Annotated in this window: 19 protein-coding genes, 1 tRNA gene and 1 pseudogene; 8 read left to right on the top strand and 13 right to left on the bottom strand. The window is 61.1% G+C overall.

All coding sequences use genetic code 11. The features are described from left to right. The first annotated feature begins 194 nt into the window (after positions 1–194). From WC026_RS14410 to WC026_RS14400, 3 genes are read left to right on the top strand one after another with little or no spacing between them, the layout of a single operon-like run. On the top strand, positions 195–950 hold the full coding sequence (locus tag WC026_RS14410; RefSeq protein ID WP_372711702.1) for an electron transfer flavoprotein subunit beta/FixA family protein: 756 nt from the start codon (positions 195–197) through the stop codon (positions 948–950). Next, on the top strand, positions 950–1,894 hold the full coding sequence (locus WC026_RS14405) for an electron transfer flavoprotein subunit alpha/FixB family protein (protein WP_372711701.1): 945 nt from the start codon (positions 950–952) through the stop codon (positions 1,892–1,894). The genes WC026_RS14410 and WC026_RS14405 overlap by 1 nt, the downstream gene beginning before the upstream one ends. 35 nt (positions 1,895–1,929) lie before the next feature. Next, positions 1,930–2,859 (top strand): 3-hydroxybutyryl-CoA dehydrogenase, encoded by a 930-nt coding sequence (locus WC026_RS14400; RefSeq protein WP_372711700.1) that lies wholly within the window; start codon positions 1,930–1,932, stop codon positions 2,857–2,859. Between the two features lie 5 nt (positions 2,860–2,864). Here WC026_RS14400 and WC026_RS14395 read toward each other — a convergent pair whose 3' ends face one another. Continuing rightward, positions 2,865–3,668 (bottom strand): hypothetical protein, encoded by an 804-nt coding sequence (locus tag WC026_RS14395; RefSeq protein WP_372711699.1) that lies wholly within the window; start codon positions 3,666–3,668, stop codon positions 2,865–2,867. Positions 3,669–3,790: 122 nt separating this feature from the next. On the opposite strand from WC026_RS14395, the gene WC026_RS14390 reads away from it, so the two are divergent. Further along, a complete protein-coding gene (locus tag WC026_RS14390; RefSeq protein WP_372711698.1) occupies positions 3,791–4,549 on the top strand; it encodes an SDR family oxidoreductase in 759 nt (252 codons plus the stop codon). A gap of 144 nt (positions 4,550–4,693) precedes the next feature. On the opposite strand, the gene WC026_RS14385 is transcribed toward WC026_RS14390, so the two are convergent. The 5 genes from WC026_RS14385 to argB all read right to left on the bottom strand — a co-directional run bounded on the left by WC026_RS14385 (position 4,694) and on the right by argB (position 8,428). Continuing rightward, entirely contained in the window at positions 4,694–5,266 is a 573-nt protein-coding gene (locus WC026_RS14385) for a fasciclin domain-containing protein (RefSeq protein ID WP_372711719.1), read from the bottom strand. A gap of 118 nt (positions 5,267–5,384) precedes the next feature. Then, complete coding sequence (locus WC026_RS14380; protein ID WP_372711697.1) at positions 5,385–6,101, bottom strand: anti-sigma factor domain-containing protein; 717 nt, start codon at positions 6,099–6,101, stop codon at positions 5,385–5,387. Next, positions 6,098–6,643 (bottom strand): sigma-70 family RNA polymerase sigma factor, encoded by a 546-nt coding sequence (locus WC026_RS14375; protein ID WP_372711696.1) that lies wholly within the window; start codon positions 6,641–6,643, stop codon positions 6,098–6,100. Before WC026_RS14375 ends, WC026_RS14380 begins: the two co-directional genes overlap by 4 nt. A gap of 70 nt (positions 6,644–6,713) precedes the next feature. Beyond that, positions 6,714–7,475: a pyrimidine 5'-nucleotidase gene (locus WC026_RS14370; protein ID WP_372711695.1), complete on the bottom strand. Its 762-nt coding sequence runs from the start codon at positions 7,473–7,475 to the stop codon at positions 6,714–6,716. After that, entirely contained in the window at positions 7,475–8,428 is a 954-nt protein-coding gene (gene argB, locus WC026_RS14365; RefSeq protein ID WP_372711694.1) for an acetylglutamate kinase, read from the bottom strand. The genes WC026_RS14370 and argB overlap by 1 nt, the downstream gene beginning before the upstream one ends. 260 nt (positions 8,429–8,688) lie before the next feature. Between argB and WC026_RS14360 the strand changes: the two genes are divergently transcribed. Further along, complete coding sequence (locus tag WC026_RS14360) at positions 8,689–10,584, top strand: Clp protease N-terminal domain-containing protein (RefSeq protein ID WP_372711693.1); 1,896 nt, start codon at positions 8,689–8,691, stop codon at positions 10,582–10,584. Positions 10,585–10,614: 30 nt separating this feature from the next. Here the strand turns inward: WC026_RS14360 and yihA are convergent, their stop codons facing one another. The 4 genes from yihA to rpmH form a co-directional block, all read right to left on the bottom strand. Further along, positions 10,615–11,280, bottom strand: a complete 666-nt coding sequence (gene yihA / locus WC026_RS14355; RefSeq protein ID WP_372711692.1) for a ribosome biogenesis GTP-binding protein YihA/YsxC — start codon at positions 11,278–11,280, stop codon at positions 10,615–10,617. A gap of 34 nt (positions 11,281–11,314) precedes the next feature. Further along, positions 11,315–13,189, bottom strand: a complete 1,875-nt coding sequence (gene yidC / locus WC026_RS14350; protein ID WP_372711691.1) for a membrane protein insertase YidC — start codon at positions 13,187–13,189, stop codon at positions 11,315–11,317. 91 nt (positions 13,190–13,280) lie between these two features. Next, positions 13,281–13,745, bottom strand: coding sequence for a ribonuclease P protein component (gene rnpA / locus WC026_RS14345; RefSeq protein ID WP_372711690.1), 465 nt, complete (start codon positions 13,743–13,745; stop codon positions 13,281–13,283). A gap of 173 nt (positions 13,746–13,918) precedes the next feature. Next, positions 13,919–14,053: a 50S ribosomal protein L34 gene (gene rpmH, locus WC026_RS14340; protein ID WP_372711689.1), complete on the bottom strand. Its 135-nt coding sequence runs from the start codon at positions 14,051–14,053 to the stop codon at positions 13,919–13,921. Positions 14,054–14,396: 343 nt separating this feature from the next. Here rpmH and WC026_RS14335 point away from each other — a divergent pair, with 343 nt between their 5' ends. The 3 genes from WC026_RS14335 (at position 14,397) to WC026_RS14325 (ending at position 17,646) form a co-directional block, all read left to right on the top strand. Further along, a complete protein-coding gene (locus tag WC026_RS14335) occupies positions 14,397–15,851 on the top strand; it encodes an NAD(P)/FAD-dependent oxidoreductase (RefSeq protein WP_372711688.1) in 1,455 nt (484 codons plus the stop codon). A gap of 12 nt (positions 15,852–15,863) precedes the next feature. Further along, positions 15,864–17,399 (top strand): sensor histidine kinase, encoded by a 1,536-nt coding sequence (locus WC026_RS14330; RefSeq protein ID WP_372711687.1) that lies wholly within the window; start codon positions 15,864–15,866, stop codon positions 17,397–17,399. A 170-nt stretch (positions 17,400–17,569) separates the two neighbouring features. Next, positions 17,570–17,646, top strand: a tRNA-Arg gene (locus WC026_RS14325). A 511-nt stretch (positions 17,647–18,157) separates the two neighbouring features. Here the strand turns inward: WC026_RS14325 and WC026_RS14320 are convergent. From WC026_RS14320 to WC026_RS14310, 3 genes and pseudogenes are all read right to left on the bottom strand, one after another. Beyond that, positions 18,158–19,168 (bottom strand): annotated as a pseudogene (locus WC026_RS14320) (recombinase family protein); the annotation flags it as partial. A gap of 35 nt (positions 19,169–19,203) precedes the next feature. Then, entirely contained in the window at positions 19,204–19,473 is a 270-nt protein-coding gene (locus WC026_RS14315) for a hypothetical protein (protein WP_372711686.1), read from the bottom strand. A 142-nt stretch (positions 19,474–19,615) separates the two neighbouring features. After that, on the bottom strand, positions 19,616–21,580 hold the full coding sequence (locus WC026_RS14310) for an AAA family ATPase (RefSeq protein WP_372711685.1): 1,965 nt from the start codon (positions 21,578–21,580) through the stop codon (positions 19,616–19,618). Positions 21,581–21,726 lie beyond the last annotated feature (146 nt).

The raw sequence follows: 21,726 nt of genomic DNA, 5'->3' as shown, positions 1-21,726 counted from the left end.
TTGAGCACAGGCCACCCCTAGTTTTCGGTCTTCGCAGTTGCGAGAACTAGCGGTGCCGTCGGGCTTTAGTCCTCACCGGCCGGTAAAGTTCAGCAATCTGAACATCTGTTCGCGGCGTGTGCGCCGCAAAAGCCGGCGGCGGTCCAAGCGCCGGTAACAACAATATTGGGAGCGCCAGTGAGCTGGCGGGTGGCATGAAAATCGTTGTGCCGGTCAAGCGCGTCGTCGACTACAACGTCAAAATTCGCGTTAAACCGGATGGTTCTGGAATCGACTTGTCGAACGTCAAGATGTCGATGAACCCGTTTGACGAAATCGCCGTCGAAGAAGCCGTGCGATTGAAAGAGAAAAGCGGGGCGAAGGAAGTCGTCGTCGTTTCCATCGGCCCGGCCAAGGCGCAAGAAACGCTCCGGACGGCCCTCGCGATCGGCGCCGATCGCGCCATTCTCATCGAAACTCCGGACGGAACGAACGTCGAGCCGCTGGCGGTCGCCAAACTTTTGAAAGCCGTCGTCGATGCCGAGACGCCCGATCTTGTTATTCTCGGCAAGCAGGCCATCGACGACGACAGCAACCAGACGGGCCAGATGCTCGCGAGCCTCCTCGATTGGCCGCAGGGCACGTTCGCGTCGAAGGTCGTGACGGAAGCGGGAAGCGTCATCGTCACGCGCGAAGTCGACGGCGGCCTCGAGACGATCAAGCTCAAGCTTCCCGCCGTCGTGACAACCGATTTGCGCTTGAACGAGCCGCGCTATCCTTCGCTACCCAATATCATGAAGGCCAAGAAGAAGCCGCTCGACGTCAAGAAGCCGGAAGATCTCGGCGTCGATATCAGCCCGCGCCTGAAAGTCCTGAAGACCACTGAACCCCCGACGCGCAAAGCCGGCGTCAAGGTCGGCAGCGTTGCCGAGCTTGTTCAGAAGCTCAAAACCGAAGCGGGGATTCTGTGATGTCGACACTTCTTCTTGCCGAAGTCGCAAACGGCGCGCTGGCCCCTGCTACGGCGAAAGGCCTTGCCGCAGCCAAACAACTCGGCGGCGACGTTCATGTTCTCGTCGCGGGATCGGACGTCAAGGCCGCGGCCGAGTCGGCTGCAAAGCTGGACGGCGTTTCCAAGGTTTTGCTCGCGGATGCGCCGCAGCTCGCGAACGGCCTCGCCGAGGAAGTTACGGCGCTCATCGTGTCGCTCGCCGAAAATTATTCGGCAATCGTCGCGCCGGCGACGGCTTATGGCAAAAACATTTTGCCGCGCGTTGCCGCCAAGCTCGACGTGATGCAGGTTTCCGACATCATCAAAGTCGTTTCGCCCGATACGTTTGAGCGGCCGATCTACGCCGGCAACGCTATTCAAACGGTACAGTCATCCGAGAAGACGAAAGTCATCACGGTTCGCACCGCAGCCTTCCAGGCTGTCGGCGAGGGCGGCTCGGCGGCCATCGAAACCGTCGCGGTGCCTGGCGCGGTCGGCGTCTCGACGTTCGAGAACGCAGAACTCACGAAGTCGGACCGGCCGGAACTCACGTCGGCGCGGATCATCATTTCGGGCGGCCGCGGTATGGCAAACGGCGAAAACTTCACCAAATATATCGAGCCCGTCGCGGATCGGCTCGGAGCTGCGATGGGCGCCTCGCGCGCGGCCGTCGATGCGGGTTTCGTTCCGAACGACTGGCAGGTCGGGCAGACAGGCAAGGTTGTTGCCCCGGATCTTTACGTTGCTGTCGGCATTTCCGGCGCGATCCAGCATCTCGCGGGCATGAAAGATTCGAAGGTGATCGTCGCGATCAACAAGGATCCTGAAGCGCCTATTTTCCAGGTTGCGGATTACGGCTTGGTCGCCGATCTCTTTCAGGCTCTGCCGGAACTCGATGCGGAGCTGCAGAAAGCCGGTCGTTAAGCGCAGCGCCTCAGACCTCTAGAGGACATCCGTCTATGGTGCAGACCCAAAAGCTGATGGAAAAGACCAAAGCCGGTGTTCGGCCCGCGCGCGTCATCAGCAAGGTCGGGATCATCGGCGCCGGTCAGATGGGCAGCGGCATCGCCCATGTCGTGGCGCTGTCGGGTTACAACGTGGCGATCAACGACCTCAAGAAAGAGGCGTTCGACAAGAGTCTCGAGGCCGTCGGCAAGAACCTCGCACGACAGATCGCCAAGGGCGCAATCCAGGAGAGCGATCGCGATAAAGCGCTGGAGCGCATCAGTTTCGCTCCAAACTTCGAGGCGTTCGGAGATTGCGATCTCGTCATCGAAGCGGCGACCGAAGACGAAGCCCTGAAGCACAAGATCTTCGCGGCGCTCTGTCCGCATCTCAAGCCGACAGCGATGCTCGCGTCCAACACATCGTCGATTTCGATCACGCGCCTGGCGGCGACGACCGACCGGCCGGAAGACTTCATCGGCATGCACTTCATGAATCCGGTGCCGCTGATGGAGCTTGTCGAACTCATTCGCGGCATCGCGACCGAGGACGAGACGTTCTCGACGGCGAAGGCCTTTGTCGAAAGTCTCGGCAAAAAGACCGCCGTCGCGGAGGATTTTCCGGCCTTCATCGTCAATCGCATTCTGCTGCCGATGATCAACGAGGCTGTCTATACGCTTTATGAGGGCGTCGGCACGGTGGAAGCGATCGACAAAGCGATGCGGCTCGGCGCGCATCATCCGATGGGACCGCTGGAGCTTGCTGACTTCATCGGGCTCGATACCTGCCTCAGCGTCATGCAGGTGCTTTACGAAGGACTTTCGGATTCGAAGTATCGGCCCTGCCCGCTGCTGGTGAAATATGTCGAAGCGGGATGGCTTGGCCGCAAGACGAAGCGCGGCTTCTACGACTATCGTGGCGAGAAGCCCGTTCCGACGCGGTAGACGGTTCAACCCGTCAGACTCGAAATCGTTTTTCCGATATTCGCCTTTTCAAGCAGCGCCGTCAGCCCGGGATAAACGACTCCCCACGACATGGCGGCGATGGCGAGCGTCACGGCGATCGCGCGCAGCCACGACAGACCCCAGAAGCGCCGGTGCGTGAGCGTCACGAACACCAGGACGGCCGCCATCGTCGCCACGGATAGCGCCTGCCAGACTTCGCCGAGATCGAGAACCGAACCGGCCTTCGCGTCGGCGAGCACAATCGCAAAATAGGTGAGGGCTGTTACGATCCCAAGCAGCGTGCAATAGCTGACGCTCAGCACGCAGAGCTTGACATAGGACATCGGCGATCGGGGTATCGATCCGACTGCGCGGCAGATGTAAAATTGAATCGGCGTCATGATCGCCATGCCGACGTATTGCACGATCTCGTTCGTGATGACCGCCGAGCTGTCGGCACCGTTCGCGGTATTGAAGATCGCTGAATAAACGCGCGGAAGAATGACATAAACCAGCGTCAGCTGAGCGCCGACGCAGGCCGTCAGGAAGCTCCAGTGGGAGCGATACGTCGGATCGTCGGTCAGGCGCAGGATGGTTCGAACCGGATGCGCCAGAAACGATAATGCAACGGCGTGCATTCCGGCGCTCTTCGGGCCTTTCATGAATTCGCTGGTGAGTGCGCCCCAGCCGTCGGTATTCGTCTTGGTGGCTACGGTTGCCTGCGTTCCGCAGTCGCCGCAGAACGGCCCGACGAGAGCGGTTCCGCAATTCGTGCAGAACCTCGCCTGAATTTCTTCCGCGTTCCCCACGTTCGCGAACCTCCCCTCGTGAAGCGGTTCGGCATAGCATGGCGGCGTTGCTGCAGAAACTGGCGCGCGCCAATGTTCCGCGTTATCCCAATCGTTGTGGTGAGATTGCAAGGAATGAAGCCATGACGGGACTACCGCGCGTCGCGCTGATCACGGGCGCAGGCTCCGGAATTGGACGCGCTGTCGCCTTGAAGCTCCAGGGCGCGGGCTATGACGTGGTGCTTGTCGGGCGGCGCGAGGCGGAGCTTAAGAAGACGGAGGTGCAGGCCAGCTCCGGAGGCGGCGGCTTTCTCGTGGCTCCGGCCGACGTGACCGACGAAGCGGCGGTCAAAGCAGTGTTCGAGCAGACGCGCGCGCGCTTTGGCCGGCTCGATGTGCTGTTCAATAATGCGGGAACGTACGCCAAGGGCGTCCCGCTCGATGCGCTAACGCTCGACGAGTGGCAGCGTGTGGTCGGCGTCAACCTCACGGGGCCGTTTCTTTGTGCGCGCGAAGCCCTTCGCATCATGAAGACGCAATCGCCGAAAGGCGGGCGGATCATCAACAACGGTTCGATCTCGGCGCAGGCGCCGCGCCCGTTTTCGGCGCCCTATACGGCAACCAAGCATGCGCTGACGGGACTGACGAAAAGCATCTCGCTCGATGGGCGCGCCGACAACATCGCGTGCTCGCAAATCGACATCGGCAACGCGGCGACCGACTTTACGGCGAAGATGGCTGTCGGTGTTCCGCAGGCTGATGGAAGCGTTCGGATCGAACCGCGCATTGATGTCTCGCACGTTGCCGACGCGGTGCTTTATATCGCCAATCTGCCGCTCGACGCCAACGTGCAGTTCATGAACGTGATGGCGACGGCTATGCCATACATCGGACGCGGCTGAGCGACTGGCACTTTCGCATCGCGCACCGGTCGAAAAAAGCGCGCGGTGCCCTTCTTCCGACCGGTCCCCGCTATCCCGCAGCCGCGTGCCGGGGGGACGATCAATATCGCGGCTGCAGGAATCCATGTGGCCTTGAGAACCGCCTCAGTTCGGCAAGAGCACGCCGTCGATCACGTGGATGACGCCGTTCGACTGGTTCACGTCGGCGATTGAAATTTTTGCCTTGTCGCCTTTTTCGTCTAGGACCCACCAGCCGCCCATCTTGTCGCTTTGAATGGTGATGCGCTCGCCCTCGACGGTCTTCAGGTGAAGCTTGCCGCCGTTGGCATTGGCTTCCTTGGCCAGTTTTGCCGCCGAATAGTTGCCGGCCACGACGTGATAGGTCAGCACGTTCGTGAGCTGCTTTTTGTTCTCTGGCTTGAGCAGATTTGCTACGGTTCCGCTGGGCAGTTTCTCAAAGGCCGCGTTGGTTGGCGCGAACACAGTGAATGGGCCTTTTGCCTCGAGGGTATCGACTAGGCCCGCGGCCTTGATCGCCGCAACGAGCGTCGTGTGATCTTTCGAGTTGACCGCATTCTCGATGATGTTCTTCGACGGATACATCGCGGCACCCCCGACCTCGACGGTCTTTTCGGTCGCGAATGAATTGGCGATTAAACCCGACGATAGCGAAAGAGCAAAAACGATAGCCCCGACTATTGGGGCCCGGTTGAGCATTGACATGTGAGTTCCTCCGGTTGGTTCACGTCCTCTTCGGAGACGCGAGCGAAGGTACGAGCGACATCGGAGAGAGTTTCAGAAGCGCGGCGAATTTTTCTCGCGATGCGCTGGCGCTTTAGCGGCCCGTTGGAATGAGCTTGCCTGCAAAAACGACGGGACCGGTCGGGGCGCCGGTCGTGGAGCCGCCTTCCGGCTCAAGACTGACGGCGAATGTCGCGCTTTCGATCACGTCCCGCTTAAAGGCTGCGAGGGTAGGACGCGACACCGTCTGCGGTTCGTCGATGACGCCGAGGGATTTCGGCCCACTGAGGCTGTCTTGAACCAGCCAAAGCTCGTAGCTTTTTCCGGGAATGGGCTCGGCCGCGACCGGCTTCACCGTCATGACGCGATCTTCGATATTGACGGTGACGAGAAACGCTGGGGATGCCGCATCCTTCTGCAATACGGCGACGAGATTCGGCTGCTTCACTTTCGGTTGGAGTTCCATGGTGCCGACGATGACGGCGAGCCCGGCTGCAATGGCGGAAACTGCTATGGCGGTTGCTCGCCACACCTTCAGCTGACGGCGCAGCGTGACGATGGTTGAGCTTCCGGCGGCGCCATTCGTCTGTTGATCGATGCGATTTTCGATCTCAGCGAAGGCCGTCGCGGGCGGGGCAACGTTGGCCACAAGCTCCGATAATGGAGCGAGCCTGCGTTCCCATTCGACGATGGCGGCGTCGAGCGCACGCTCCCGAATGCGACGAGCCGAAACGGAGGTCCGTTCAGCGACATCGAGCGTGCCGAGAACGTACTCCGCAGCGAGAGCGTCAATGTCGTCATCTTCGGTCATGAACCAAGACAGCCCTTCAACTGCGCCAGAGACCGTCGAAGCCAAGTCTTTATCGTGTTTACCGGTTGAGCAAATTTCGCGGCAAGCTCGTCGCGGCTCAACCCGTCACAGTAAGCCAGCACCACCATTTGGCGGCGGTTCGGCTCAAGCCCTGCGAGGCAGTCGGAGAGCCGCCTTCCGTCCTCATTGCGCAGTGCAGTCGCGAGGCCAGTTTCTGCCTCCGATGCGATATCCTTGACCTCAGGATGATCTTCAATCGAAGCAGGCAGCTTTCGCCTGACCTCGTCAAGCGCCCGGTTTCGGGCAATGGCCGCCATCCAAGATATCGGCGAAGCTTTCTCCGGCCTGAAGTCTCCTGCCCGCTGCCAGATTTTCACGTAAACCTCTTGCAGCACCTCGTCCGCTATGTCCCGACGCCGCAAGATACGGAGGATGATGCCGTATAGTTTCGGGCCGGTTGCCCGGTAGAGCTCCGTGAACGCGGCGCGATCCTGTTCGGCCACCCGTCGCAGCATTGCGCTTATATCGTCGGTGGATCTCATTCGGTCGATGATCTTCGCGCGTGAGAGTCAGCCGATGCAGAAATTTCTGCCTAATATGCCTATAGGTCGTTTATGGCCGGGCCGATAGCAGATCCTGGCGGGTGACATTGGCCCTGAGAAATCCGGTCAGGTCGCGCGTCAGATAATGGATGTGACCAGGAAGCTCGCGCCAGTCGCGGATTTTCAGTTGCGCCGGATGGTCGATGTAATCGGAATGGACGAGCACGGTCGTCATGCCGATGTCGGAGGCGACTTCGAGATTGTGCGGCATGTCCTCGAACATCGCGGACTGCGCCGGAGCGACGCCATGCAACTTCAACATCTGGTCGAAGGCGGCGCGCTCGGGTTTCGGCACGTATTCAAGCGCGGCGATGTCGCAAATGTCCTCGAACAGATGCAGCACGCCGAGGCGGCTCGCGACGTTTTCGGCGTGGCGGCGGGAACCGTTCGTAAAGATGAGGCGGCGTCCGGGGAGCGCGGCAATCGCCGCGGCAAGCTCGGGCAGCTCGGGCACGACCGATACGTCAATGTCATGAACGTAATCGAGGAACGGGCCCGGTTGCAGCTTGTGCACTTGCATCAAGCCCGCGAGGGTGGTTCCGAACTGACGATAATAGGCTTTCTGCAAATGCCGGGCGTGCTCGCGCGGAACGCCGATCGCCTTGGCGATGTATTCGCTCATGCGCCGGTCGACCTGCGCGAAGAGATTGCAGGACGCCGGATAAAGCGTGTTGTCGAGATCGAAGATCCACGTATGGACGTGGCCAAACCCGCGCCGCGTCGCGGTCGCGGCAGTTGCCGCCGTGCCGGAGATTGAGGCGGTCGCCCCCATCAGCCTTTACTCTTCTTGCGATCGGCGCGGCGAACCAGCGTGCCGACGCCGTGCTCGGTGAAGAGTTCAAGCAGGACGCAGTGCGGCACGCGCCCGTCGATGATGACGACGCCCTCGACGCCGGCCTCGACGACTTCGATGCAGCCTTCGATCTTCGGGATCATGCCGCCGGAGATCGCGCCGCTCTTGATCATCGCGCGCGCGTCATCGGTCGTCAGCTCGGGAACGAGGTTTTTGTCGCCGTCGAGAACGCCCGCGACATCGGTCAGCAGCAGCAGACGCTTGGCCTGCATGCGCGCCGCAAGCGCGGAAGCAAACGTATCGGCGTTGATATTCAGCGTTTCGCCGTCGCGACTGATGCCGACCGGTGCGATCACCGGGATCAGGTCCGACTTGGAAATGACCTCGACGATGTGCGGATTGACTTCGAGCGGGTCACCGACGAACCCGATGTCGACAGCCTTCATCAGGTTGGACTGCGGATCGGCCATTTCGGTGATTTTCTTGGCGATCATCAGGTTGGCGTCTTTGCCCGAGATGCCGACAGCCTTGCCGCCCTGACGGTTGATCGCCGAGACGATTTCCTTATTGATCTTGCCGGCGAGCACCATCTCGACAACTTCGACCGTCGGCTTGTCGGTGACGCGAAGCCCGTTGACGAAATCGGATTTGATCTCGAGCTTTTTCAGCATGCTGGCGATCTGCGGGCCGCCGCCGTGAACGACGATCGGATTGATGCCGGACTGCTTCAGGTAGACGATGTCCTGTGCGAAGGCGTTCGAAAGCTGCTCGTCGCCCATGGCGTGGCCGCCGAACTTCACGACGACGGTTTGCTCGTCGTAGCGAATGAGATGCGGGATGGCCTCGGCCAGAATACGGGCCTGCAGATGGGCGCTCGGCCGGTCTTCCGCGATACCGGCGCTTTTCTCGCGAGGGTTCTTCGTTGACGTCACGGGATTCCCCAAAATGCCATCGGACAGTGGGATACGCGCGCTTCAGGTGCTTCGGGCGCTGTCGTCGCGGTCTTATAGCGCGGCGGCCCGCAGCCTCAACGGAATTCCCGCATCGAGAGGGGCTTGGGGCGGTCCTGACGCACCGCGGACACGGGTTGGGGACGAAAAACATTCCGGTCTGCCAACCGTCGCGCCAATGCTGTAGCGTTGCCGTGTGAGCTTGTTTAGACGCTGTTTTTTACCGCTGGCCTGGAGATATCGTGGGCGTAACCGCCGCTGACCTCGCTCAAATTCCAATGTCGCCGGATCTTGGCGCGACGCTGTCGCGCGGGGCCGAGTTTGCGGCTGGCGCTGGCGCGCCCGATGTCGCGCTCGAGCACCTGCTGGCGGCGCTCTGCGACGATTCGGACGCCATTGCGGTGCTCGACGCGAGCAACGTTAATATTGCGGCACTCAAGTCGGACGTGGTGGGGCAGTTCTCTCAGCCTGGCGTCGATCCGGACCAGGCGCCGACCAGCCTCGGCGTCGCGCCTGACGTGCGGCGCATCCTCGAAGCGGCCGCTGCGGCGGCGCGGGGCAGCCGACGCCGGGACATTAACGGCGCCATCGTGCTTGCCGCGATCGTCGGCGATGGGCGCAGTCTGGCCGCGGACATCCTGCAGGCGCATGGGCTGACATTCGACAGCGCGATTCGGGCTCTGCAAGCCGCACTTGCTCCGGCGCCGCCCCGGGCTCCTGCCGCTCAGCCGCCGGTCGCCGACGATGTTCTGGCGCGCGCCCGGGAACGTGTACAGTCGCGATCGACGCCGTCGTTGCGCGATCTCATGAAGGACATGCCGCAACCGGCGCCGCCGCCGCCACCGATGCCTGCTCCGCCTGCGGCGAGCGCGGGTAATCCGGCGCATTCCGAACCGGACGCGGCCGGGCCTGAACCGCAATCTCAATCGCAAGCATCCGTGGGGTCTGCTGCGCCACCCACGGCTCCCGAGCCGACACCAACTCCGGCGGCAACTCCAGTCCGGCGTTTCGAGCCGCTACCCTCCGACGCTACTCCCGCTGCTCCGCAACGTGCCGCCCCGGCACAGGCGGCTAGGCCGAGCCCGCAATTCGGATCGCAATCTCAGCGCGGCCGCGATGCGGACCCTGCCGGGCAAGGCGTGCCCGGCGGCGGAAGGCAAGACCGCGAGGTTTCGCCGCCGCCCTTCGAACCTTCGTTGGGCATTCCCGAACGGACCGTCGTCCAGCCATCGGTCCGGGGCACGCTTGCGGGGCAGCCTTATGTGCCTGCGCCGCCGGTACGTGCGCCTCATCCTGCCCAACCACCGCCGGGACAGGGATTTCCGGGCGATCTTCCGCGACCGCGTCCCATGGGTGGACCGCCGCCGCCAATCCCTGAGCCAATCGCTCCGGGATCACCGGGGATGCGGGTGCCTTCTTTCCCAGGGCCCATCCTGCCGGCCCCGTCAGCGGGCGCGCCGTCCGGACCGTTGCACACCGATTCAGGCCTCCGAGCAGAGGCACGCGGAGAGCAGCTGCCCGCCGGTGCACCTTCGGTTGCGCCTCCCAATCCGTCGAAGGACAAAAGCGCGGGTCGCAAGCGCGGCAAACACGCGAAAGCGGAAGCCGGCCAGCTTGCGGAAAATATTCCGCGCGCCATGCGTGTTGGAAAAACGGAACGCGTCGAAGTCCGAATTGCGAAGGCGTCGATCAAATCGCTGGCGGAAAATCTCGATGGGGGCGGAGCCGCTTGGCAGCACCAGATCACGGTGACGAAAGCCATGGCCGTGCGCGTGCGTGCGCCGGACGGTGGTTTTTTCATCGAGACGGCGTCGCCGGAAACGCAATGGATCGAGAATAATCTCGGCTATGGCGCGGAAGATTTCGCGAGCTGGCGGTTTCTCATCACGCCGCAGTCGCGGGGCTGGTCGCAATTGCAGATCGTTGTCTCAGCGCGGACGATCGGCGCTGACGGCGTCGCGGCCGAGACTGCGCTTCCCGACCAGGTTATCGAGGTCAAGGTTCGCCGGAATCTCAAGCGCGCGTTCGCGCGGTTGTTCGGCTGGACCATCGCTGCGATCGTCGGCGGTGCGCTTTCGACGTTCGGCGAATCCGGTCTGACGACCGCAAAGGCCCTACTCGAAAAGTTTATCCATTAGATCTGGCGAGAGTGACGGTGGATCGCCGCGTTATCCGCCGTGCGCGGCGATGAGCTTCGCCACGACGGCGCGCAAATCCTCAAAGCCCATGCCCGTTTCCGAGGACGTCGCGATGACGCGCGGATAGGCGGCCGGATGTTTTGCCAGCGATTTCGTCGTGTTCGCGGTGACGCGTTCGAGATCGGTGCGGCTGATCTTGTCGGCTTTCGTCAGCAGCACTTGATAGGAGACGGCGGCGCCGTCGAGCAGTCCCATGATCTCGTCATCGACCGGCTTCAGGCCGTGGCGCGCATCGACAAGTACGAAGACGCGGAGCAGCGTTCGCCGACCGGCCAGGAAGCTGCGCAGGGTTTTATTCCAGGCGGCGACCTTGTCTTTCGGCGCTTCGGCGAAACCATAGCCCGGCATGTCGACGAGATAGAGGTCGGCGTTCGGATCGGTGAAGAAGTTGAGTTCCTGCGTGCGTCCCGGCGTGTTCGAGGCACGCGCCAGGGTACGCTGGCCGACGAGAGTGTTGATCAGGCTCGACTTGCCGACGTTCGAGCGGCCAGCGAAAGCGATTTCAGGCCGGTCGTCGGGTGGCAGATGGTCGAGGCCGGGAGAGCCGCGCGAAAACGTCCAGGCGCGCGTAAACAGCAGGCGGCCCGCCTCGATGTCTTCCTCAGAATGCTCGTCCACGTCGGGCATGGTGCTCATCCGGCCGACCGTTCCGGTCCGTTGATGCGATCCATTATTTTCCAGGTCCGCTGCCGGCGCCGAAGAGCCTTAAGATTGGCCGGAACGTGCGCCTGATGTTGTCGAAGAGGTGAACCTCCGCGCCGTTCTTCTTGTTGATGCGAAGCTGCTGCAGGATCGAGAGCGTATTGCTCCATGCCCAGTAGATGACGAGACCGGCCGGGAAGCTTGCCAGCATGAAGGTGAACACAACCGGCATCCACTGGAAGACCTGTTGCTGGATGGGGTCGGGCTGCGGCGGGTTGAGCTGCATTTGCATCCACATCGTGATGCCCATGATCAGCGGCCAGACGCCGATGTGGAGGAACGCAGGCGCGTCGAACGGCAGGAGCCCAAAGAGGTTGAAGAGCGACGTCGGGTCGGGCGCCGAGAGGTCGTGGATCCAACCGAAGAACGGCGCGTGCCGCATGTCGATCGTCACGAACAGGACCTTATAGAGCGCGAAGAAGACCGGGATTTGCAGCAGAATAGGCCAACACCCGGCAAGCGGATTGATTTTCTGCGTGCGATAGAGTTCGAAGATTTCTTTCTGCTGACGCTGCGTGTCGTCCTTGTACTGCTCCTTGATGCGTTGCATCTCGGGCTGCAGTTTCTTCATCCGCGCCATGCTCTCGTATTGTTTGTTGGCGAGCGGATAGAAGGCGGCTTTCACGAGCACCGTCAGGACCAGGATGGTGATGCCGAAGTTGTGCACGATGCCGTTGATGAACTCCATCAATCGGAACAGCGGGCGGGTGATGAAGTAAAACCATCCCCAGTCGATCATCCGGTCGAAGCGCAGAATCCCGAGCGCGTTTTCGTAGCCGTCAATCAACGACGCTTGCTTGGCGCCCGCGAACAGGTGTCCTTCGACGCCTTTGCGCATGCCTGCGGGGACGCTCAGCGCGCCGCGCAGATAGTCGGTTTGGAACGCGTCTTTACCGGCCGGATCGCGCGCTTTTAGAGCCGAGTACATGGCCCGATAGGGCTCGCTCTGATCGGGAACGAGTGCGGTTGCCCAATACTTATCGGTGATGCCGAGCCAGCCGCCCGTGACGTTGTCGAACGTCGTCGGGACGCCGCTCTTCAAGGAGTCGGCGAACGTGAATTCCTGAAGCCCATGATCTCCCGATACGCCGACGAGTCCCTCGTGCAGCACGTAGAAGGCCTGCGACGGCGGGTGGCCGCTGCGGTGAACGCGCGCGTAAGGAAGAAGTGTCACCTCGGCTTGCGTCTTGTTCTCGATCTCATCTTTGATCTTGAACATGTAGTCGTTGTCGACGGAGACCGTGCGGTGGAAGACGAGGCCGCCGCCGTTGTCCCACAACAGCGTCACCGGCGTTTCCGGTGTCAGCCGCGTGCCGTTCTCAATTGTCCAGAGAGAGTCGCGGGCCGGAACCTTGATTGCGCTACCGCTTTGCGGAACCCAGCCGTATTCAGCGAAATAGGGTTCGGGCGATCCCGACGGCGAGAGCAGAACGACTTTCGCGCTGTTGGGGTCGACCGTCTCGCGATACTTCGTCAGGACGAGGTCGTCGAGGCGTCCGCCCTTCAGATCGATGGAGCCATCGAGGGACGGCGTTTCGATTTTAAGGCGCGTCGAGCCTTGGAGCGCGGCTTCGCGCGAAAGGGTGGCGGAGGCGGGCGGTTGTGCGCCGGTCGGCGCATCGGTCGACGGCGGCGCGATGGGCGTGCTCGCGACGTTCGGCGGCGTCTCGGGCGTTCCCTCCTTATTCTGCGCGTCGATCTTTTTGTTGAACTCCTGGCGCGCGTGCTCCTGCTGGAGTTCCGGGCGCGCGAAGAAGTACTGCCAGCCCATGAGGACGAGAATGGACAGCGCGACCGCGAACATCAGGTTGTTTTGGTCTTTGGGTTCTTTCGGGGAAGTCATCAAGTCCTCGGGTCAGCGCCGGCATGGGCGAGGCTGTTTCAGCCGTAGAAGGAATGTTGCGAACTGCTCATAAACGGAAGGGGGCACCCCGTCACGTCGAACCTTTCTTGACGACCGTTTTCCCGGGTCTGGGGCGGGCGTCGTTGGAACGGTCTCGCTTAGCATTGTCATGCAATGCCGCGAAAGCGCGTGCGACGTCTTCGAGCAGTGCCGCGAAGGGCCGGTCGAGTGCGGCATGGCGGGCGATAACGACGTAATCGCAGGAGGAGCGCGCATGGTCGCCGGCGGATGTTGCGAACGCGGCCTTCAGCCTCCGGCGAATCCTGTTGCGGACGACGGCATTGCCGATCTTTTTCGTAATGGTGAAGCCAAAGCGCGCCGTGCCCCCGTTGTCCGCAGCCGGCCGCTCGCGCACTTCGATCAGGAATGCGGGCGTCGAGGAGCGCCGGCCGCCGCGAACGGCGAGGAATTGCGGGCGCGATTTGAGGGTTTGCAGGATCGGAATTCGAGCCTCCAGAGCTGACGGGAGTCCAAAGCTCGCCGGAAACCGCGACAAAATGCGCGTGTGACCCGGGTTATATCACGATGCTCGGGGGCGCGGCGTAAAGGTTCGGCGGCCAGGGCTTACTGTGCAGCCAAGTGAGCCGCGATTACGCGTGCGGGCAAACACGCTGGCGATTGGTTCCAGCGCGGAAGGCGTGCTCAGTTGGAAAGGCGGGCGCGCTCAGACTAGGCGGAGAGACGCTTGCGGCCCTTTGCGCGGCGGCGAGCCAAAACTCTTTGTCCACCGGTCGTCAGCATGCGCTTGCGGAACCCGTGACGCCGCTTGCGAACGATGCGGCTCGGTTGATACGTGCGCTTCACGGAAGTCTCCGTCCAAATAGGTTTCGCTTCCGCCGCGTGAACGTGCGAAGCGAATAATGTTGCTTTTTCCGATGCTTAGAAAGTCCGCATCGCCTAGCGAAAAGCCAGGACGGGACGCGATTTCTCCGGAATTCAGGCTCTTATAAGTTGGGCACGGGAGCAAGTCAACGCGCGGAAGCGGCTGTTTCGAAGATGCCGGCACGCGCGAAGTGAAGGTTCACGCACAGCTTCGCGCACAACTTCCCATGGCGTGCTCTCGATTGTTGCGGCGATCGCCTTTAGCGTTAACCCGGCGTGCGTGCCGTGCTGCGCTACTTTCATTTACAACATTTGGAAAATGCGGATGCCGAAGGATACTCCCGAAGCCGGAGCCGAAAGCCAGAACATCGAAACGGATTTCTGCATCATCGGTGCGGGATCGGGCGGTCTTGCGTTGGCGGCGGCAGCGGCCGCCTTCGGCCAGCGCGTCGTTCTCATTGAAAAGCATAAAATGGGCGGCGACACGCTGAATTACGGAAGCGTGCCGTCGAAAGCGTTGCTGGCGGCGGCGAAGCGGGCGAACGCCATGCGCACGGCCTCGCCACTCGGGGTTCGTGGGGTCGAGCCTCTGATCGACTTCGCGGCGCTCCGCGAGCACATCAAACGGACGATCGCAAATGCCTCGCCCAACGCGTCGCCCGAACGTTTCGCCGGGCTCGGCGTTCGCGTCATCGCGGCGGCCGGCAAATTCATCGACAAGTCGACCGTCGTCGCGGGTGATTTTCGCATCACGGCGCGCAGGTTCGTCATTGCGACCGGTTCCTCGCCTGTCATTCCGCCGATACCGGGACTTCAGGATGTCCCTTATTTCACCAACGAAACCATATTCGAGAATGCGAACCCGTTGCCGCATCTGATCGTGATCGGCGCCGGCGCGACCGGACTTGAATTCGCCCAGTCCTATCGCCGTCTCGGATCGCAGGTGACCGTTCTCGATGCGGCGCAAGCGCTGGGCGAGGAAGATCCCGAGCTTGCCGCCGTTTTGCTGGCCAAACTCTCCAGTGAGGGCATTGCAATTTGCGAAGGGGTGCGCGTTACGCGCGTCTCCGGCGAGCAAGGTCGGGTTGTCGTCGAGTTCGAGACGTCTCGCGGCGCGGAGCGATTAGAGGGCAGCGACCTGCTGATCGTTGCGGGGCGAAAGGCCAACGTCGCCGCTCTCGGTCTTGAAGCCGCAGGCATCAAGCCTGCGAGCGATGGGATCAAAGTGAACGCCGGGCTCAGAACACGTAATCGCCGCGTCTATGCCATCGGTGACGTGGTCGGCGGGCCGCACTCTTCTCATGCCGCTGTGGAGCATGCGGAAGTCGTTCTTTGGCGTACGCTGTTTCGGCTGCGGGCAAAAGCTGCGGGCCGGGCGTCGCCGCGCGTCGTCTTTACCGAGCCGGAACTCGCTCATGTCGGCCTGTCGGAATCGGAGGCGCGCGCAAAATACGGAAAAATTCGCGTTCTGCGCTGGCCGTATCATGAAAACGACCGGGCCCAAGCGGAGTGCAAGACGGACGGCCACATCAAGATCGTGACGTCGAAACACGGCGAAATCCTTGGCGCCGGAATCGTCGGGGCGGAGGCGGGCGAGCTGATCCAGATGTGGTCTCTCGCCATTTCGCAGGGCTTGAAAATCAAAGCCATGACGCAATGGAATTCGCCTTACCCGACCTTGTCGGACATTAACAAACGCGCTGCTTTCCGTTACTTTGCAACATCTCCCAGCAACCCTTATGTGCGCAAAGTCATCGCTTTGCTGGCGAAGCTCGGCTAATCATCTCGGGTAATGGCAGTTCTCAAATCGGTGCAGCGCGCGATTTCCAACGGTGACGGACAGCACGGGAGCGACGAGGCGGGACTGGCCTCGGCTTCCGCAGGTCCGTGGCGCGCTTTGAAACGGTTTTGGGAGAGCCGCGGCCTGCCCTCGAAGCTGATTGCGCTGACAGCGGTTTTCGTGCTCGCCGCCGAAGCGTTGGTCTTTCTGCCGTCGATCGCGAACTATCGCGTGACGTGGTTGCAGGAACGCCTGACCGCCGCGCAGCTTGCGGCGCTCGCGTCCGATGCGTTTCCTGGCGGGCAAGTGCCCTCCGCATTGCGCGCCGATCTTCTTCGGACTGCGGAAGTGCGCGCGATCGCCTCGCGACGGCAGGGCGAGCGGCGTCTGGTGCTCGCTCCGCAAGCCGATCTGACGATCGACTACGTTTACTATCTGCAGCGGGAGCCCGGCTCGTTCTGGGAAGGGCTCGGGCTCAAATTCGAGCAGATGAAAGACGCGATCGCGACCATGTTCGGCAATGGTGGTCGGACCATTCGCGTCGTCGGGCACGCGGGGCCGGACAACACGGATCTGATTGAAATCGTCATACCCGAAGCGCCGCTTCGCGCTGCAATGATGCGCTATGGGTTCAATATTCTCTGGCTGTCGATCATCCTATCGGTGCTGACGGCGGCCGTCGTTTATTTCGCTCTGAGCCGGCTGTTCGTAAAACCCTTGACGCGGCTTACGAGAAACATGCTGCACTTCGCGGAAAATCCGGAGGATGCGCGCCGCATCATGCCGGAGACGGGACGCCTCGACGAGATTGGCGTCGCCGAGCGCGAGCTTGCGAGCATGCAACGGCAGCTGTCGGGATTGCTGGCGCAGAAAAACAGGCTCGCGCAACTCGGACTCGCGGTTTCCAAAATCAATCACGACCTGCGCAACATGCTCGCCAATGCGCAGCTCATTTCGGACCGCCTCGTGGATATTCCGGATCCGACAGTGCAACGGTTCGTCCCGAAACTCATCGCATCACTCGATCGCGCGATCCATTTCTGCAATTCGTCGCTGAAGTTCGGCGGCATCTCCGAAGCGGCGCCGCGCCGCGAGCTGATGCCGTTGAAACCGCTGGTCGAAGAAGTTGCCGACAGCCAGGGTCTGCCACGCGACGGCGCCATTGCCTTCGTTGACGAGGTCGATGCGTCACTTCTGATCGATGCGGACCATGAGCATTTGTTTCGTGTACTGAGCAATCTGGTGCGCAACGCGATGCAGGCGATTGAAAGTGTCGAGGGCAAAATCGACGGCGAGATTCGCGTTATCGCGCGGCGCGAGGGCCGCAAGGTGATCGTCGACGTGACCGACAACGGTTCCGGCGTCCCGCAGAAGGCGCGCGAAAATCTGTTCAAGGCTTTTCAGGGGTCGACGAAGAAGGGGGGAACGGGCCTCGGGCTGGTGATCGCGGCGGAGCTCGTGCAGGCTCATGGCGGCACGTTGACGCTCGTCGATAGCGCCCAAGGCGCGCGCTTCCGCATCGAGTTGCCGGACCGGACCGTCGATTGACGCGCTAGGCGTTCGTTAGGGCGGCTAGCGGGCCGGTGTGGGCGCGAGAATTTGCCCGATCTCTGTCTCGCGGAGAGGCCTTGCGCTCTCGTTCGCGACCCACTACAGAGGTGGGCTTCGCCGCCCGGTTTTTGCCGGGATCGGGCCGATCGGCCTTGATGCAGCGAAATGCGCCCGTAGCTCAGCTGGATAGAGCACCAGACTACGAATCTGGGGGTCGGAGGTTCGAATCCTTCCGGGCGCGCCAAACTTGAATCGTCGTTCGTAATCTCCCGCAAAGCCCCGAAAAGACTGGTGGTTCCGGGAGTTCGAAAACTCTCATTCTTCGTGTATTTGACCCTCCCCCCAAACAGGAGTCGGAGCATCTTTCTGCGGTGCTCGATGCGCCCGGAATCCCACAAAACACGCGGGTTTGAGAGGAAGCCGAAGGAAGTTCGAAAAGTTTCCTCGAAGGGCTTCATCGGAGCGCGCCCGGACGCGATCTTCTCGCCCATCAGGTTCTTCTGATCCTGAAGCCGGTGGAGCTGGTCTTCGTAGGCTTGCACGATGTTCGCGCTGTCGGCTTCGACCAGGCGGCCCACAAGCTGCTCAATTTTGCGCTCAACGCTCTGTAGCTCACGCCGGGCGGCATCCGCCTGCTGTTTCGCTTCGCCCTCTCTCAAGGCCCACAGCGCCTTCAGCATCGCGTGAGCGGCGAACAGTAGTTCCTGCGTCGGGCGCATCGCGTCGAGCAGCCTATCGAAGTCGCCCTCGACTTGCTCCTTCCGGATATTCTTGCGGAACTCCGGGCAGCCCTTGGTGAAGCAGTAATAGTAGGCATACTGCTTGTATTTGCCCTTGGCCCAGGCGGCTGTCATGGGTTTCTCGCAGCAGGAGCAGGCGACAACGCCCCGCAGCGGAAAGTCTTCCTTCACATCGGCCCTAATCGGAGCCCGCGCCGTGCCCTGCAACCGCTCCTGAATCCTCAGGAAGGTTTCGAAGCTGATCAAAGCCTCATGCTTGCCCGGCTGGCGGTAGATGCTCCATTCGGGAATCGATATGTATCCGGCATAAAGCACCTGCGTGAGAATTTGCACCACGCGCTGCGGATGGACTTCGCCGTTGCGGTTCCGAGGGAAGAGCGGTTCGTTCATCAGAAAGCGCCGGACTTCCGCCTGCGACTGCAACCGCCCGGCGGCGTAGTCCTCCAACGCTTTGCGAATGATGGAGGCCAGCGGCTCATCAGGCACCAGCACCTTGCCGCTATGGCCCGCCACACGCGCGTAGCGATATCCCAAGGGCGGCCCGAAACCCCAATAGCCGTTGCTGGCGCGCGCCTGCATCCGGTTCTTGGTCTGCTCGGCGTTCTTCTGGCGCTGATGCTGGGACACGGAGGCGAGAAGATTCTCCACCAGCATGCTGTCGGAATCTTCGCCGAACTCGATGGACGGCGATTCCAGCTTTCCGCCAGCGGCGCTGATCGCGGTGCGGAGCTGGATGTGCGCTTCAAGCCCGCGCGCAAGGCGGCTGATGTCGTCGATGATGACGACGTGCGTTTCAGTGCGGCGGTGCTTTTTGAGGAAGGCGAGCATCGTCATCATGCCGGATCGATCGATGACGCTGCCGGACGTTCCCTCGTCCCGAAACACTTCGACCACGTCATAGCCCTTGGCGCGCGCGTAGTCGCGGCAGCGTGTCTCCTGCGAGCCAAGGCCCGATCCGCGCGTCACCTGCTTGGGGTCTGATACGCGGCAGTAGATGATGGCTTTCGAGGGGGCGGATGTGGTCATGGCAAGCGGTGTCTTTCGTTCGGCGGGGTTTCCTTTTAGCGCTGGCGCTTCACAGGCCCGGATTCCTTTCCGGGCAGCGCTTCATTCGCATTGTCAGCATGAGGATAGTTTATATTATTCAACGGCTTGATGCCAGACAATCGTTCGTTGTCGTTCGCAAAGTGCTGGGTCGGGCAGAGCCCCCATGCTTCGTCGGCAAAGCTCTCCATTATCGACCAGAGATCGGCCAGAAGTTCGAGTTTCTCTGCCTCAGAGAGGTTGCAGTGTTCAACGTGGGGCAGGAATTGCCTGAGGTGATCGGTCATGGTGGCGGCTCCATTTCTTATGGAAACACCATGCCCGCATCCGCGCTTGCAATCGGGGGGAAGGCAGTTGGGCGGAAATTGTATCGGTGGCCAAGTGGAGCGTGTCGCGTATGCCCACGGCCTCATCTGGCGCGGTGCTTAGCTATTTCAACTGCGCGTTGAGGTGCTTGAACGCGGTTTCGAAGCGATCCTTCGTGGCGTTTGAAACCTTGGGCCATAGCGTGGCCGCGTTTTCCGCGAAATACCGCGCAGGTCGATAATGACCGAACTTGCCGGACTTGAATGGATTGTCAGCAAGGTAAGCTTCAATTGCCCGCAATGTGCGTGGCTCCTTGGCTTTAAGCGCTGCTGCACCAATCGGCTTTTTCAGCTCCTTTGCAAACTCGGCGTTCACAAGGTCCACATAGAAATCGCGATCAAACATATCCTCCACGTCTGCTTCCGCCTTTCCGGCAAAATCCCCGTAAGTGGCAACCTGTTTCTTCTTGAGCAGCTTCTTTTTGTAGAGGTCTTCGATCTGTGCCCGGTCGCTGTTCTGGATATCAAGCAAAGTGGCGACATTCATGCCTTTTTGTGGGGCGAGCAGGGCTACGAATGCCGGAACCTTGCCGCTACCGCCCGTAGGCGTAATCACCCAATTCTCGGACAGACCCTCGCGCCCTTCGCGCTCAAGCTCGGCTGACACGGCGCGCAGATAGAGCATGTCGGCGGGGCCTTCGACTACGAGCGAATTGGGGCCGATGAAGAGCGTTTGCTGAATCTCGTAACCGAGCGCGCCCTGCAAGGGGAACAGGCTGTCGTCGGTAGCATCGAACACGTTGGTCAGAACCTTCGTGCCGTCCTGATCCTTAGGCAACGGCTCCTTCGCGTCGATCCCCAAATCCTGAACAATCCGCACCCGCTCAAATTTCGCGGGGTCGATCATGAAGGGCGAATGGGTCGTGTAGATTAGTTGGTGAGCTGATAGCTCCGCCTCAAAATATCGCAGAAGGTCTGCCTGCGCGCGCCCGTGCAGCGAAAGACCAGGCTCGTCGAGCAATAGGATGACATTCTGCTTCTGACGCTTGATATCCTCGTACCACGCGAGGAACGAGAAAAACCAGACGAAGCCGCGCGAACGGGTGCGCAGCGGCGTGTGCGCCCAATGCACGGTGTCGTAAACCTCGCCCCAGACGTTGATGCCGTCGCGCATCCCTTCCGGGTCCTCAGGCTTACCGTCGCGCACATCGAAGCGCATCTGGATATGCCGGTTTTGAGACCAGTATTTGACGATCCTGTTGGTTAGGTGGTTTCCGGCCCCTTCAAGCTTGTTCTTTAACTCAGTTGTATTTTTGGTGTGAACAAGCTTGCGATGATCGAGCCGTGCGAGATTGATCAGGCCAATCAAAGGATGGTCCGAGTCCACAAGGGTCTTGGCATCCTCGCGTTTGATAAGCGCGTTGAGGTTTGCCTGCCCTTCCATCTGGTAATATTCATCGAAGTATAGAAATTTCGGCGCGCGCGGCCAGATCAGCGAATTGAAGATGTATGAGGCAAGGCCATCTTCGCGAACCTTGGCAACAAGCGCTTTCAGCGCCTTGACGGCTTCGCTGGCTTCAGCCGCGTCTAGCGCGGCGGCGAACGCATCCCAATCCGCTGCCTCGGTGAGCGTGCCCTTGAGTTCATCGGGAAGTGCTGGATTGGCGGCCAGATGCTTGCGAGTGGCTGCATCGTCGGATGACAGGACGAATCGGCTCTTGGCTTGGCCGTATAATGTTTCGCGCTTGAAAGTCTTGCCCTTAAGCACTTTCGGTCCAAAGACAGATGTGACGGCCTCGATGTCGTACGCATCAAGCTCATAGAGGCATTCGACGACAACGGCCTCGTCACGGTCGCCGTTCTCGACGGCAAAGCGATAATCCTCAACCTCGCGCTTAGGGTAGTCATAAGTTTCATCGAATTTCGCATCGGCAGCGATGATGGGGTTCGTGCGATAAAGCGCGGTGAGAAGCGTTGTCTTTCCGGCCTCGTTTTTCCCGACAAGGCAGGTGGTCTGGCCGTCTACCTTAACCGTGTCGGAGTCCCAGATGCTTCGAAATTCTCGAACTGTAAATTCCTTTAACTTCATTTTTTGCCCTCCCCATAGGGCCCTTGTAAAAGCCGGAGCAATAATCCCTCACAGAAGCGGCTGATTTGTTCGGCCGCGCCGGACTAAAAGTGCGGCAGATTGGAGCCCTGTGCCTGCGTCGGCGCGAGGGCGGGGATGAAGCAGGT

It is taken from the genome of Hyphomicrobium sp. (assembly GCF_041674905.1).
Lineage (GTDB): Bacteria > Pseudomonadota > Alphaproteobacteria > Rhizobiales > Hyphomicrobiaceae > Hyphomicrobium_B.
The sequence above is the reverse complement of the archived record's forward strand: the minus strand, read 5'-3'. Positions and strand labels throughout refer to the sequence as shown.